Source organism: Halomonas cupida (genome assembly GCF_900142755.1).
Taxonomy (GTDB): Bacteria; Pseudomonadota; Gammaproteobacteria; order Pseudomonadales; family Halomonadaceae; genus Halomonas; species Halomonas cupida.
Genome location: NZ_FRCA01000010.1, coordinates 217,716 through 230,808 on the forward strand (window position 1 = coordinate 217,716; position 13,093 = coordinate 230,808).

At 58.9% G+C, this 13,093-nt stretch carries 9 protein-coding genes; 6 read left to right on the plus strand and 3 right to left on the minus strand.

Annotated elements, in window-relative coordinates; genetic code table 11:
- Nucleotides 1-40 precede the first annotated feature (40 nt).
- Complete coding sequence (locus BUE38_RS17630) at nucleotides 41-697, minus strand: glutathione S-transferase family protein (protein ID WP_073436543.1); 657 nt, start codon at nucleotides 695-697, stop codon at nucleotides 41-43.
- A 101-nt stretch (nucleotides 698-798) separates the two neighbouring features.
- Here BUE38_RS17630 and BUE38_RS17635 point away from each other — a divergent pair, with 101 nt between their 5' ends.
- Entirely contained in the window at nucleotides 799-1,719 is a 921-nt protein-coding gene (locus BUE38_RS17635; protein WP_073436544.1) for a LysR substrate-binding domain-containing protein, read from the plus strand.
- Between the two features lie 122 nt (nucleotides 1,720-1,841).
- A complete protein-coding gene (clpB, locus tag BUE38_RS17640; RefSeq protein ID WP_073436545.1) occupies nucleotides 1,842-4,430 on the plus strand; it encodes an ATP-dependent chaperone ClpB in 2,589 nt (862 codons plus the stop codon).
- 276 nt (nucleotides 4,431-4,706) lie between these two features.
- Here clpB and BUE38_RS17645 read toward each other — a convergent pair whose 3' ends face one another.
- Nucleotides 4,707-6,146: a sugar porter family MFS transporter gene (locus BUE38_RS17645; RefSeq protein ID WP_255320819.1), complete on the minus strand. Its 1,440-nt coding sequence runs from the start codon at nucleotides 6,144-6,146 to the stop codon at nucleotides 4,707-4,709.
- A 582-nt stretch (nucleotides 6,147-6,728) separates the two neighbouring features.
- On the opposite strand from BUE38_RS17645, the gene BUE38_RS17650 reads away from it, so the two are divergent.
- Both BUE38_RS17650 and ilvN read left to right on the plus strand, forming a co-directional pair.
- Nucleotides 6,729-8,453 (plus strand): acetolactate synthase 3 large subunit, encoded by a 1,725-nt coding sequence (locus tag BUE38_RS17650; RefSeq protein WP_073436547.1) that lies wholly within the window; start codon nucleotides 6,729-6,731, stop codon nucleotides 8,451-8,453.
- Nucleotides 8,453-8,944, plus strand: a complete 492-nt coding sequence (gene ilvN / locus BUE38_RS17655) for an acetolactate synthase small subunit (protein WP_073436548.1) — start codon at nucleotides 8,453-8,455, stop codon at nucleotides 8,942-8,944. Before BUE38_RS17650 ends, ilvN begins: the two co-directional genes overlap by 1 nt.
- A 211-nt stretch (nucleotides 8,945-9,155) precedes the next feature.
- Here ilvN and ilvY read toward each other — a convergent pair whose 3' ends face one another.
- The gene (gene ilvY / locus BUE38_RS17660; RefSeq protein ID WP_073436549.1) at nucleotides 9,156-10,043 is read right to left on the minus strand and encodes an HTH-type transcriptional activator IlvY; all 888 of its coding nucleotides are present in this window, start codon (nucleotides 10,041-10,043) and stop codon (nucleotides 9,156-9,158) included.
- Between the two features lie 240 nt (nucleotides 10,044-10,283).
- On the opposite strand from ilvY, the gene ilvC reads away from it, so the two are divergent.
- Together ilvC and pssA are read left to right on the plus strand one after the other, a co-directional pair.
- Complete coding sequence (ilvC, locus tag BUE38_RS17665; RefSeq protein ID WP_073436550.1) at nucleotides 10,284-11,300, plus strand: ketol-acid reductoisomerase; 1,017 nt, start codon at nucleotides 10,284-10,286, stop codon at nucleotides 11,298-11,300.
- 262 nt (nucleotides 11,301-11,562) lie between these two features.
- Nucleotides 11,563-12,393, plus strand: a complete 831-nt coding sequence (pssA, locus tag BUE38_RS17670) for a CDP-diacylglycerol--serine O-phosphatidyltransferase (RefSeq protein WP_073436551.1) — start codon at nucleotides 11,563-11,565, stop codon at nucleotides 12,391-12,393.
- Nucleotides 12,394-13,093 lie beyond the last annotated feature (700 nt).

The window sequence follows — 13,093 nt, forward strand, 5'->3', positions numbered from 1 at the left end:
TGAGTTCAGCCATTCAACGTGCGAATGGTGGAAGGTCGAATCAGGCTGGGCGATGTGGTGTGGCCGCCAGTTCGAGATGAATTCCCTCTCGATTCAACGCGCGGGCCACTGCTGGGCGAGCCAGAGTGGTTTGAGTGCGCGATGCCCATGCCGGATAGTCTTTGGCCATGGGGAGGTTGATCCTTTCCCCCCAGGCGTAGAGCACCAGCAGGAAAGGGTCGACCAGAGTGAAGCCGGGAGCCGGTGAACTATCCTGAGCGGCAAGCCGTTCTTCAATACTCAGGAAACTATCGAGAATCAGGGCCTTGCCGTTGGCCTGGATCATGGCATGCACCTGTGGATCGGAGACAAAACGTTCCGGACGCCAGAGTGCGCCGAAGGCCATGCCGTGTACCCAACCCGCCAACCAGGCGAGCCACTCGTGGCACCTTGCCTCCGCCAGGGCGTCATCGGGCAGCAGGCCCGCTTCCGGATGGCGGCGGGCCAGATAAGTGAGAATCACGGGTAACTCCGTAAGTGGCTGCCGCTCACCCGGAATCATCAATACCGGTACTCGCCCCTTGGGATTGAGTGCCAGATAGCTCGCCTCCCAGGTGCTGGTTACCAGCTGCAGGTCGAATGCCTGTCCCAGTTCCTCCAGTACGATGTGCACCGCCAGGGAGCAGGCCGCAGGAGAATAATAGAGCCGATAAGTCATGGAAACTCCTCGTGGATGGATATGGCGCAGCTTATGAGGAGGCCTGATGGGCGACAAACGATGCTTTCTCTGAACTGGCTATTAGTGATACTAATGACCACATGACACGACTTCCCTCGTTGCAGACGCTGCAGGCTTTTGAGGCCAGTGCACGGCTGCACAGTTTCACTCGCGCCGCTGAAGAGCTGTCGCTGACGCAAGGTGCGGTAAGCCAGCACGTACGGACCCTGGAAGGGCGCCTGGGTACACAGCTGTTCCATCGAGAACATCTCGGCGTCGTGCCTACTGAGGAAGCGCTTCACCTCGCACTCCAGGTACGTCAAGGCCTGGGAGTACTGGAGCGTGCCTTTCGGGTCGAGCCAGAAGTTGTGGCGCTTTCCTCTACCGTACAGCTTCGGCTGAGCACTCTTCCCAGCGTGGCCCGCCGCTGGCTGATGCCTCGATTACCGGACTTTCGGCGTCGACATCCAGACATCGAAGTTCTGGTGGAGGGGAGCACCGGTCTCGCTCGACTGGATCATCGTGATGGTGTGGATGTTGCACTGCGGTATGGGCCGGGAAACTGGCCTGGCTTGTGTTGTGTCAAGCTTGCCGAGGAGGCCATCTTCCCCGTGGCGAGTCCTGAGTACCTCTGTGGCAGATCCCTTGGCGATGAGGACCTGGATACTTGCACCCTATTGCGTCATCCGACCCAACCCTGGGAGCTCTGGCTCCAGGCTGCCGGGTTGTTCGGTGGCGAGCCGACGGTAGGACCACTGTTCGATGACTATGATGCCTATCTGGAGGCAGCGGTGGATGGCCAGGGGCTTGCCCTGGCGCGCCGTGCTCTGGTGCGCCAGGAACTGGAGGATGGACGGTTGGTGCGGGTTTCGGAGAGTGAAACCCGGGATGTGCATGCCTACTATCTGGCCTGGCGGCCGGGTGTTGCCAAGACGGCTTCCATTGAGGCGTTGTGTCTCTGGTTGCGCGCGGCATTCACTCAGCCGGGGCAACAGAATCTGCCGACAGAACCCTCCGACTAACGGTCGAAACAGGCAGGTTGGCCCTTGAAAGCCTGCATGCCCACCGCCATATCTTCTGTCAAGCAACATTGACAGGGTCAAGCGCTGCGTCCTATCGCGGCGCCATCCCGAAGGAGATAGCAATGCGTTTCGACAAGTTCACTGCCCGATTGCAGAACGCTGTGGCAGATGCGCAGTCCCTGGCGGTAGGTCATGGGCACAATCAGCTCGAGCCGGTGCACTTGATGCTGGCGCTGCTGGATTCCCGCGATACGGGTGTCAAGGCTCTGGTCCAGAAGGCCGGTGGCGATGCCAATCGTCTGCGTGACACCCTGGTGGGACAGATTGAGGACCTGCCTAAGGTCGGTCAATTCGATGGCGAAGTTCAGCCGTCACGAGAATTGATCAAACTGTTCAACCTCACCGATGCCGAAGCCCAGAAGCGTGGCGATCAGTACATCGCCAGTGAGCTGGTCCTGCTCGCGGCGATCGGCATGAAGCATCCTGTGTCCCGTGCCCTGAGTGAGGCTGGGCTGACCCGCAAGACGCTGGAGACCACCATCGATAGCGTGCGCGGAGGACAGAGCATCGATGATGCCAATGCCGAGGACAAGCGCGAGGCATTGGAAAAGTACACCATGGATCTGACCCAGCGTGCCGCTGATGGCAAGCTCGACCCGGTGATCGGGCGTGATGACGAGATCCGGCGCACCATTCAGGTGCTGCAGCGTCGCACCAAGAACAATCCGGTGTTGATCGGCGAGCCCGGTGTCGGCAAGACGGCCATTGTCGAGGGGCTCGCCAGCCGTATCATCAATGGTGAGGTGCCGGAAGGGCTCAAGGATAAGCGCGTCCTGTCACTGGACATGGGCTCTCTGCTGGCTGGTGCCAAGTTCCGCGGTGAGTTCGAGGAGCGCCTCAAGTCGGTGCTCAATGAACTGTCTCAGGAAGAGGGACGGGTAATCCTGTTCATCGACGAGTTGCACACCATGGTTGGCGCCGGCAAGGCAGAAGGGGCCATGGATGCGGGCAACATGCTCAAGCCTGCGCTGGCGCGTGGCGAATTGCACTGTGTCGGCGCAACGACGTTGAATGAGTATCGCCAGTATATCGAGAAGGATGCAGCTCTGGAGCGCCGCTTCCAGAAGGTGGTGGTCGATGAGCCCAGTGAAGAGGACACCGTGGCCATTCTGCGTGGCCTCAAGGAGCGCTATGAGGTGCACCATGGTGTTGATATCACCGATGGCGCCATCATCGCCGCGGCCAAACTCTCGACCCGCTACATCACCGATCGCCAGTTGCCGGACAAGGCCATTGATCTGATTGATGAGGCCTCGTCGCGCATCCGTATGGAGCTGGACTCCAAGCCGGAAGAAATGGATCGCCTCGATCGTCGTCTGATTCAGCTCAAGATGGAGCGCGAGCACCTCAAGAAGGAAACCGATGAGGCCTCACGCAAACGCCTGGAAACTCTGGAAGAGCAGATCAGCGATCTGGAACGTGAGTATGCCGACCTGGACGAGATATGGAAGGCGGAGAAGGCCAGTATCCAGGGGGCCGCTCAGTTCAAGGATGAGTTGGACCGCGCGCGCATCGACCTGGAACAGGCGCGTCGCCAGGGCGACCTCGGGCGTATGTCCGAGCTGCAGTATGGCGTGATCCCGGAGTTGGAACGCAAGATTGCCGAGAGCACCGAGGCCGAAGCGGAAACCTCGACAGAGCCCCATCGCCTGTTGCGTTCCAACGTCACTGAGGAGGAGATCGCAGAGGTTGTATCGCGCTGGACCGGGATTCCGGTGGCGAAGATGCTGGAAGGAGAGCGTGACAAACTGCTGCGGATGGAAGAGGCGCTGCATGAGCGAGTCATCGGACAGGATGAGGCGGTCAATGCGGTGGCCAACGCAGTACGCCGTTCGCGAGCCGGTCTGGCCGATCCCAATCGTCCCAACGGCTCTTTCCTGTTCCTCGGTCCAACTGGCGTTGGCAAGACCGAACTCTGCAAGTCGCTGGCCAACTTCCTGTTCGATACCGAGGAAGCCATGGTGCGTATCGACATGTCGGAATTCATGGAGAAGCACTCCGTGGCCCGGCTGATCGGTGCACCTCCCGGCTATGTCGGATATGAGGAGGGTGGCTATCTGACCGAGGCAGTGCGCCGCAAGCCCTATTCCGTGCTGTTGCTCGATGAGGTAGAGAAGGCGCATCCGGATGTCTTCAATATCCTGCTGCAGGTACTGGAAGACGGTCGCTTGACGGATGGGCAGGGGCGTACGGTGGATTTCCGCAACACCGTGATCGTCATGACCTCGAATCTCGGTTCGGACATCATCCAGCAGTATGGTGGCGACCAGGCGGACTACGAGTCGATGAAGCAGACCGTCATGGAAGTTGTCGGAACGCATTTTCGACCGGAGTTGATCAACCGCATCGATGAGGTCGTGGTGTTCCATGCCCTGGGGCAGGAGCAGATCCAGGCCATCGCCGCCATCCAGATCGAGCGTCTACGCGCGCGTCTGGCCGAGCACGACCTGGGGCTCAAGCTGACCGATGAGGCCATGGCGCAACTGGCCGTGGTGGGCTTTGATCCGGTCTATGGCGCACGTCCCTTGAAGCGCGCCATCCAGAGCCGGCTGGAAAATCCGCTGGCCCAGGACCTGCTGTCCGGCAAGTTCAAGGCTGGCGATACCATCATGGTAGATGCCGATGACAGCCGACTGGTGATCAAGCACTGAGCGACTGCTCTACGCGGTAGTGGGTAGTTGATGGTGGGTAGATGATGGTTGGTACTTGATAATTGGGGTATGCCAGTGAAATGAGCGCCCCCCGGAAGTGTCCGGGGGGCGCTCTGTCTATTGCCTCCGCTGGCGTAAAGCCTGACGCCAACAGAGCGGCCTGCGAGATTGGCCGCACCCGCTATACTGGAGGCTACAGGTTGTGTCCTGTACCCCCCTTGCCCGCAGGGTTCCCCAACCCTGCGGGCTTTTTACTGCTCGTCCAGATGAGTTTTTTCAGGCTTGGGCGCGGGCGCCGGAGAGGTGGACTCTACGCAGTTTGACGTTGTCGCCGACCAGATGCTTCTGCAATTCCTCGAGCGAGACATTGCGCGTCTCGGGCATCAGGAAGAGTACGAAGATCAGTTGCAGCAACATCATGACGGCGAAGAAGGCGAACACCGGGCCACCGCTGAAGGTACCCAGTACCCAGGGCATGACCAGGGTGATCAGCGCCGCGAAGACCCAGTGGATGGAGCTGCCGAAGGACTGGCCGCGAGCACGCACATGGTTGGGGAATACCTCGGCAATGAATACCCAGATTACCGCGCCCTGACTGATGGCGTGGGAGGCAATGAACAGCGCCAGCAGCAGCGGCACCTCGATGCCGCCCAGCGCATCGGTGAAGAAAGCTCGTGAGATCAGCACCAGTGACAGCAGATAGCCTGCCGAGCCGATGAACAGCAACGTGCGTCGTCCGAACCGGTCTATCAACGACATGCCGATCATGGTGAACACCAGGTTGACCAGACCGATACCGGCGGTGGACAGCAGGGCCACCTGGCTGCCGAGTTGGGCGGCTTCCAGCACCCGTGGCGCGTAGTAGATGATGAAGTTGATCCCCGACAGTTGATTGAAGAAGGCGACCAGAAAGGCGAGCAGGATCGGCAGTCGATAGCGGCGAGAAAAGAAGCGTGCATTGGCGGAACGTTCCTCGTTCTCGGCGGTACGCATGGTGGCGATTTCTGCATCGACATCGACGTTCGGGTTGATCATGCGCAGCACTCGGCTGGCTTCTTCGACATCATTGCGCTTGAGAATCAGCCAGCGTGGGCTGCGTGGTACCCGGGTGATCATCACGGTGTAGATCAGAGCCGGAATGGCCTCGATACCCAGCATCCAGCGCCAGGCAATGCCGCTCTCCATCAGGCTGCCGATGAGGTAGTTGGAGACGAACGCCATGAGGATGCCGAAAACGATATTGAACTGGTACAGGGCGACCAGCACACCGCGATAGCGAGGCGGAGCGATCTCGGAAATGTAGATCGGAGCGGCAACCGAGGAGACACCCACGCCAATGCCGCCGATCAGGCGGAAGAAGGCAAAGGTCCAGGGGTCGGTGGCCACGGCTGAGCCGATGGCAGATACCAGATACAGAATGCCGATCAGCAGCAGGGTGGTACGTCGACCGAGGTGGTCGGTGGGCCAGTTGCCGAAGATGGCGCCGAGCACGGTGCCCCACAGTGCCATCGACATGACCAGCAGGCCGTGGTGCAGGTCACTGAGACCCCAGAGTGTCTGAATGGGCTTGTCGGCCCCGGAAATCACCGCAGTATCAAAGCCGAACAGAAAACCGGCCAGCGCCACGGTGATGGACCATTGCACGATGCGTGACATGGATCTTTCCTCACTGCTGCTTGTTGCTGTTGTGGGTCGGGGTGGAGTCTTTCTGATCAAGTGAATCGATTCACTTATCCGGCGACTGATTTCGAAGCAGGGCCGAAAGAATTATCAGAGGGACGTTCTTCGATAAGGCCAGTCAGGTGAATCGTGTCACTTGCGGTATTACAGCAGTTGGATGGACAGGATGCGACTTTTCCGACTTAGACATTGGTCGAGTTTCAGGGGGAGGCATGAGTGGGTTCGTGTTCCTGAGGTGACGAATGAGGTGAAGAAAAAGATGCCTGAAGACAGGCCAGGTGAGTCACGGCGGTTGACAGTATCGGGATGCTATTGGAATCTTGACGGTTCCTGACTGCGGGCGCGGCATCGAAGGGTAACCCCCAATCGCCGCGTGAAGGGTAGGCCAGATTGGCCTCTACCCGCCGAAGGACTTCCAGTGTTCGGGTCAACCGCCCGACCTGGCCAACGCCCCGACGCGGTGACCCGCCGTGATGAGAGTGCAGGCCCGAACCGGGCCGACGGACGCCAGGGTTTGGCATTCAGGTGCCGGAGAGCCGGCAGCAGCATACCGCTGCACTCGACTTCGTGTTCCGATGAGCACGAATCGCACTCGAGACCTCCAGGGGAGATACATCTGTGGAATTGCTTTCAGGCGCGGACATGATCGCCCGCTTCCTCCAGGATGAGGGCGTGGAATATATCTACGGCTATCCGGGCGGCGCCGCACTACACATCTATGACGCCTTGTTTCGCCAGGACAAGGTCAAACACATTCTGGTGCGCCACGAACAGGCAGCGACCCATGCTGCCGATGGCTACGCACGGGCTGCAGGTAAGCCGGGCGTAGTGCTGGTCACCTCGGGGCCTGGGGCGACCAATGCGGTGACGGGGGTCGCCACCGCCTACATGGACTCGATTCCGATGGTCGTGCTGTGCGGCCAGGTCATGAGTCATCTGATCGGCGATGATGCCTTTCAGGAAACCGATATTGTCGGGGTCACTCGTCCGATCGTGAAGCACAGCTTCTCGATCAGGCATCCCAGCGAAATTCCCGAAACGCTGAAGAAGGCCTTCTATCTGGCCGCAACTGGTCGTCCCGGTCCGGTGGTGGTGGATATTCCCAAGGATATGACATCGCCCACCGAGCGCTACGAATACGTCTACCCGAAAAAGGTCAAGATTCGTTCGTACAATCCGGTGACGCGCGGCCATACCGGACAGATCAAGAAGGCCGTCGAGCTGATGCTCAAGGCACGTCGCCCGGTGTTCTACACCGGTGGTGGTGTCGTGACTGGCCAGGCCAGTGAAGGACTGACCGATCTGGTCAAGCAGTTGGGCTTCCCGATCACCACCACGCTGATGGGTATCGGCGCCTTCCCGCAGAGCGACAACCAGTGTCTCGGTTGGCTGGGCATGCATGGCTCCTATGAGTCGAACATGGCCATGCACCATGCGGATCTGGTGATTGCCATCGGCGCACGTTTCGATGACCGGGTGACCAACAACACCTCGAAGTTCTGTCCGACGGCCAAGATCATCCATGTCGATGTCGATCCCAGCTCGATCTCCAAGACCGTGCGTGCCGATGTCCCCATCGTGGGGCCGGCGGCAAGCGTGATCAACGAGATGATCAGTCTGGTCCAGGGGCAGTCGTTGGCCAACCCCGAGTCGCTGAGTGACTGGTGGAAGAGCATCGAAGGCTGGCGCGAGGAGCGTCGCGGCAAGCTCTATGAGCCGTCGAAGTCGGGTGAGGTGCTCAAGCCTCAGGAAGTCATCGAGGCCGTCTGCCGTGTGACCCGCGGCGAGGCCTATGTGACCACCGACGTTGGTCAGCACCAGATGTTCGCTGCGCAGTACTACAAGTTCGACAAGCCCAATCGTCTGATCACCTCCGGTGGTCTGGGCACCATGGGCTTCGGCTTCCCGGCGGCAATGGGCATCAAGCAGAACTTTCCGGATGAGGAAGTGGTGTGCTTCACTGGTGAAGGCAGCTTCCAGATGATGATGCAGGAGCTCTCCACCTGTAAGCAGTTCGGTGGCGGCGTCAAGATCATCAACCTGAACAACGCTTCACTGGGTATGGTTCGTCAGTGGCAGGACCTCAACTACAAGTCACGTCATGCGCACTCCTACATGGAGTCGCTGCCGGACTTCCAGAAGTTGATCGAGTCCTATGGGTTCACGGCACTCAAGGTCGAGGGGCACGAGCAACTGGAGGCGGCGCTGGAACGCACCTTCGCCGACACCAACGAGCTGGTGTTCCTTGATGTGATGGTGGATCCCCACGAGCACGTCTACCCGATGCAGGTGCCTCTCGGCTCCATGCGTGACATGCTGCTTTCCAAGACGGAGCGGACCTGATGCGACATATCATCTCGATTCTGATGGAAAACGAACCGGGTGCACTGTCGCGTGTGGTGGGCCTGTTCTCTCAGCGCAACTTCAACATCGAAACGCTGAACGTTGCGCCGACCGATGACCCGACGCTGTCCCGACTGACCGTCACCACCATCGGCGACGATCGTGTGATCGAACAGATCACCAAGCATCTCAACAAGCTGATCGATGTGGTCAAGTTGGTGGATCTGACCGAAGGCAATCACATCGAGCGCGAGCTGATGCTGGTCAAGGTCAAGGCACTGGGAGCGGCGCGGGATGAGGTAAAGCGCACGGTGGATATCTTCCGCGCGCAGATCGTCGACGTGACGCCGAGCCTGTACACCGTGCAGATCACCGGCGATGCCAGCAAGCTTGATGCCTTCCTTCAGGCGATGAGTCCGGTGGGCGTGCTGGAAGTGGCGCGTACCGGTGTCTCTGGTATCGCTCGCGGTGACAAGGTACTGAGCCTTTAGCCACTGCGTGGCTAAAGGAGCTATAAGCTATAAGCTGTAAGTTGGCGAAGTTCGTTTCCAGCGAACGCTTGCCCCTTCCCATGAAGCGCAAGTGTGAAGAGAACCCGTTGAGGCAGCGCCTCAGCGGGTTTTTTGTGTTCTGGCTTACGGCTTACGGCTTACGGCTTACGGCTTACGGCTTACGGCTTACGGCTTACGGCTTACGGCTCTATCAACGCTCTTCCACTTCCTGCCACAGGGCGTTGAGCAGCGGGCTTTTCAAGCGCCGGTTGAGTACGCATAGACCCACGTCGTAATAGGGCAATTCGGGCTTGACCGGCAGCACCCGAACGCTCTCCCTCAATGGGCTGGCATCCAGCACGATGCGGGGCACGATACCAATCCCGAATCCCAGGCCGACCATGCTGACGATGGCTTCGTGGCCGGCGACCTGGGCGTAGATGGTTGGGGTGATACCCAACGCCTTGAACCAGGTGTTGGCCAGGTCACGTGAGAGACCCGACTCCGAGAGGATCATCGGCACTTCACGCCATTGGTCCTGCATCGGCGACTGTGGTGTGGAGGGTATCCAGCTGTGTTCGGTGTGCGGCGCGATGAACACCAGCGCGGATCGAGTCAGTGACTTGAAGGCCAGGCCTTCCGGTAATTGTCGCGGCCTGGAGGTGATCGCCATGTCCTCGTCACCGGCCAGCACGCGCTGCATGGCACGGGCGGGATCGCCGGTATGCAGCTTCAGCTCGATGCCCGGGTGACGGTGACGGAAGTCGCTCAGCAGGCTGTAGAGGAAACTGTAGCTGGCGGTTACCGAGCAGTAGATGCTGATTTCACCGCTCAGCCGTTGAGCATCACTCTGCATGGAGAGACGGATGCTTTCCCACTGTTCCAGGGCATCCCGGGCATAGTGTTGAAAGCGCTTGCCCTGGGGCGTCAGCAGCACGTGTCGGTTGTCACGATCAAACAGGGCTACGCCGAGCTGCTCCTCGAGTTGACGAATCGCACGGCTGAGTGTCGAGGCGCTGACATGGCAGGCCTCGCTGGCACGTCCGAAGTGCAGGGTGTCAGCCAGCGTCAGAAATTGCTGAAGAGGGCGGAAGTCCATAGTGGTATCACTGTGTTGCAGAAATAGAAATGTAGTATTGCAAATATAGCGTTTTACGCAACATGGGGGCTGGCGTAAGGTGAGGGCATTCACGAACGAAGTGGTCTCGACACAGGGACGCTCGATCGTTAGCCCAGCGCCGCATCAGACGGCGCGGGTGGCCATCAACGCTGAATATCGATAATCGATCCACCACGAATTTACAGCCGCACAAGCGGTAAAAGACTTCAGGAGCACCTCATGCGCGTCTATTACGATAAGGATTGTGACCTCCAGCTGATTCAGGGCAAGCAGGTGACCATCGTGGGTTACGGCTCCCAGGGCCATGCTCATGCCAATAACCTGAAGGAGTCCGGTGTCAGCGTAACGGTTGCTCTGCGTCCTGGTTCCTCTTCCGCGGCCAAGGCTGAAGCCGCTGGCCTGAAGGTGGCTTCCGTGGCTGAAGCCTGCAAGAGCGCTGATGTTGTCATGGTGCTGGCGCCGGACGAGAACCAGAAGGCCATCTACGAGAACGAGATCGAGCCGAACCTCAAGGAAGGCGCAACTCTGGCCTTCGCCCACGGCTTCAATATTCATTACAACCAGGTCACTCCGCGCAAGGACCTGGATGTTGTGATGATCGCACCGAAGGCGCCGGGTCACACCGTGCGCTCTGAGTTCACTCGCGGTGGCGGCATTCCGGACCTTATCGCCATCCATCAGGATGCAACCGGTCAAGCCAAGGAACTGTGTCTGTCCTACGCCGCTGCCATCGGCGGTGGCCGCAGCGGCATCATCGAGACTACCTTCAAGGATGAGACCGAGACTGACCTGTTCGGTGAGCAGGCGGTGCTGTGTGGCGGTGCCGTCGAGCTGGTCAAAGCTGGTTTCGAAACCCTGACCGAAGCCGGCTATGCACCCGAGATGGCCTACTTCGAGTGTCTGCACGAGTTGAAGCTGATCGTCGACCTGATGTACGAGGGCGGCATCGCCAACATGAACTACTCCATCTCCAACAACGCGGAGTATGGCGAGTACGTAACCGGACCCGAGGTCATCAACGATGAGTCGCGTGCCGCGATGCGTAATGCACTCAAGCGCATCCAGGAAGGCGAATATGCCAAGATGTTCATCAACGAGGGCAACAGCAACTACCCGTCGATGACCGCTCGCCGTCGCCTCAATGCCGAGCACCCCATCGAGCAGGTGGGTGAGAAGCTGCGTGCGATGATGCCGTGGATCGCTGCCAACCAGTTGGTCGACAAGAGCAAGAACTGATCGACCAGCCGTTTCGGTCATGTTGAAGCAGGACACTGTTGATGCAGGACGCTGACACGATCAGAGTTCGTGCAGGCAGAGAAGGGGGCGCGGATATCCGCGCCCCCTTCGTTGTATCAGTAGGTTGTGGGTATTGCTTTTGGGGGCAGGGTGTCTGTGCCGGTAATGAAGGCCGCTGAACTGTGAAACCAACAGGCATCGTTGGCTGTCCCTGTTGTTGTGTAGAATGAAGGGTCTTATCAGCAGGCAATGGATGATTCAGATGAGTGACGATGCCAATAGTCGCGACAATGAGAGCAAGGACTCTGGCGAAGAGGATCTTGCCAGTGCTTTCGTGCGTGAGTCAGAGGTGATTGAAGAAGCGGTGGAAGATGGCCGCAAGGTTCGGCGCCGTGGTATCTATCTGTTGCCCAATCTGTTTACCACTTCGGCGCTGTTTTCGGGCTTCTATGCCGTTGTCTCCGCGCTCAACGGCGATTTCACCGCGGCTTCCGTGGCGATCTTCATCGCCATGGTGCTTGATGGTCTCGATGGTCGTGTGGCGCGAATGACCAATACTCAGAGCGAGTTCGGTGCCGAGTACGACAGCCTTGCCGATATGATTTCGTTTGGCATGGCGCCGGGGCTGGTGGCATTTACCTGGATATTGCAGGACATCGGCAAGACCGGGTGGGTAGTGGCCTTCCTGTATGTGGCCTGCGCTGCATTGCGCCTCGCACGGTTCAATGTGCAGGTCGGTAGTGTCGACAAGAAGTGGTTCATCGGCTTGCCGAGCCCATCGGCGGCCGCCCTGGTGGCTGCCAGTGTATGGACCTTTCACAGTTTCGACGCCACCGAGCTGGGCTTCAAGCTCTTGATGCTGCTGGTGGTTGGAGCGGCCGGCATACTGATGGTCAGTAATATCCGTTACTACAGTTTCAAGGATGTCGACCTCAAGGGGCCGGTGCCTTTTGTGGTCCTGCTGGCGATAGTGTTGGGCTTCGTGGTGATTTCCATCGAACCTTCGGTGATGCTGTTGCTGCTGTTCGGCACCTATGTGGCTTCTGGTCCGGTGCTGGCCCTGATGCGCAAGCTACGGCCGAATCACTCCTGAGCTGCTACACTGCAGTAATGATCGACGCCCGCTTCAAGCGGGCGTTGTGGTCTCTGGAGTAAAGTGGGCTACGAGCTACGAGCCGACGTCTGGCACTATACGGCTCGGTGCTCGCGACTCGTCGCTCGAGGCTTTCGGAAGTTTCCGAAAAAACCGCTTGCAGGGTGCCTTCTAAATCCGTAAAGTACGCATCCGCTGCTGGCGACGAGCAAACGTCGCAAGCGGTGAAAGGTGGTAGAAGTGGTTGATTTGAAAGTGTTTCTTGAGAATCGCCGCTTGACATTCTCGCCGGATTCGGTAGAATGCACCGCCACGCTCTCGGCAGAACACCGCTGAGGGCTCCGGATTCATTCGGCACGGCTGAGTGATCACGGATTCGCCCCTCGGCTTCGAGGTTCGTCAGTTCCACGGAACGGCGAGCAACACGAAAAAGAGGTTGACGAAATCCTCCGGTTCTGTAGAATACGCCTTCCTCGCAGGGCGCTTCCCCAGGGTCTTCAAGACAGGGCGAAGCAGATCAGCGGGATGCTCCAGTCAACCGGAGCGGCTCTTTAACAATTTGATCAGGTAATTCATGTGGGCGCTTGCCGATGAGTCAGTGACGAAGTCACTGAAATATCAAGGCAAGCGACTCGTCAAACGAGACGTTTGAACCTTGAGCCAGGTTTGGTGCAGCCTATGCACTATCAGATTTTTCAAC

Coding starts and splice junctions, on each gene's coding strand:
- ilvC (WP_073436550.1), top strand. CDS start 10,284: ATGCGCGTCTATTACGATAAGGATTGTGACCTCCAGCTGATTCAGGGC.
- BUE38_RS17630 (WP_073436543.1), bottom strand. CDS start 697: ATGACTTATCGGCTCTATTATTCTCCTGCGGCCTGCTCCCTGGCGGTG.
- ilvN (WP_073436548.1), top strand. CDS start 8,453: ATGCGACATATCATCTCGATTCTGATGGAAAACGAACCGGGTGCACTG.
- ilvY (WP_073436549.1), bottom strand. CDS start 10,043: ATGGACTTCCGCCCTCTTCAGCAATTTCTGACGCTGGCTGACACCCTG.
- clpB (WP_073436545.1), top strand. CDS start 1,842: ATGCGTTTCGACAAGTTCACTGCCCGATTGCAGAACGCTGTGGCAGAT.
- BUE38_RS17635 (WP_073436544.1), top strand. CDS start 799: ATGACACGACTTCCCTCGTTGCAGACGCTGCAGGCTTTTGAGGCCAGT.
- pssA (WP_073436551.1), top strand. CDS start 11,563: ATGAGTGACGATGCCAATAGTCGCGACAATGAGAGCAAGGACTCTGGC.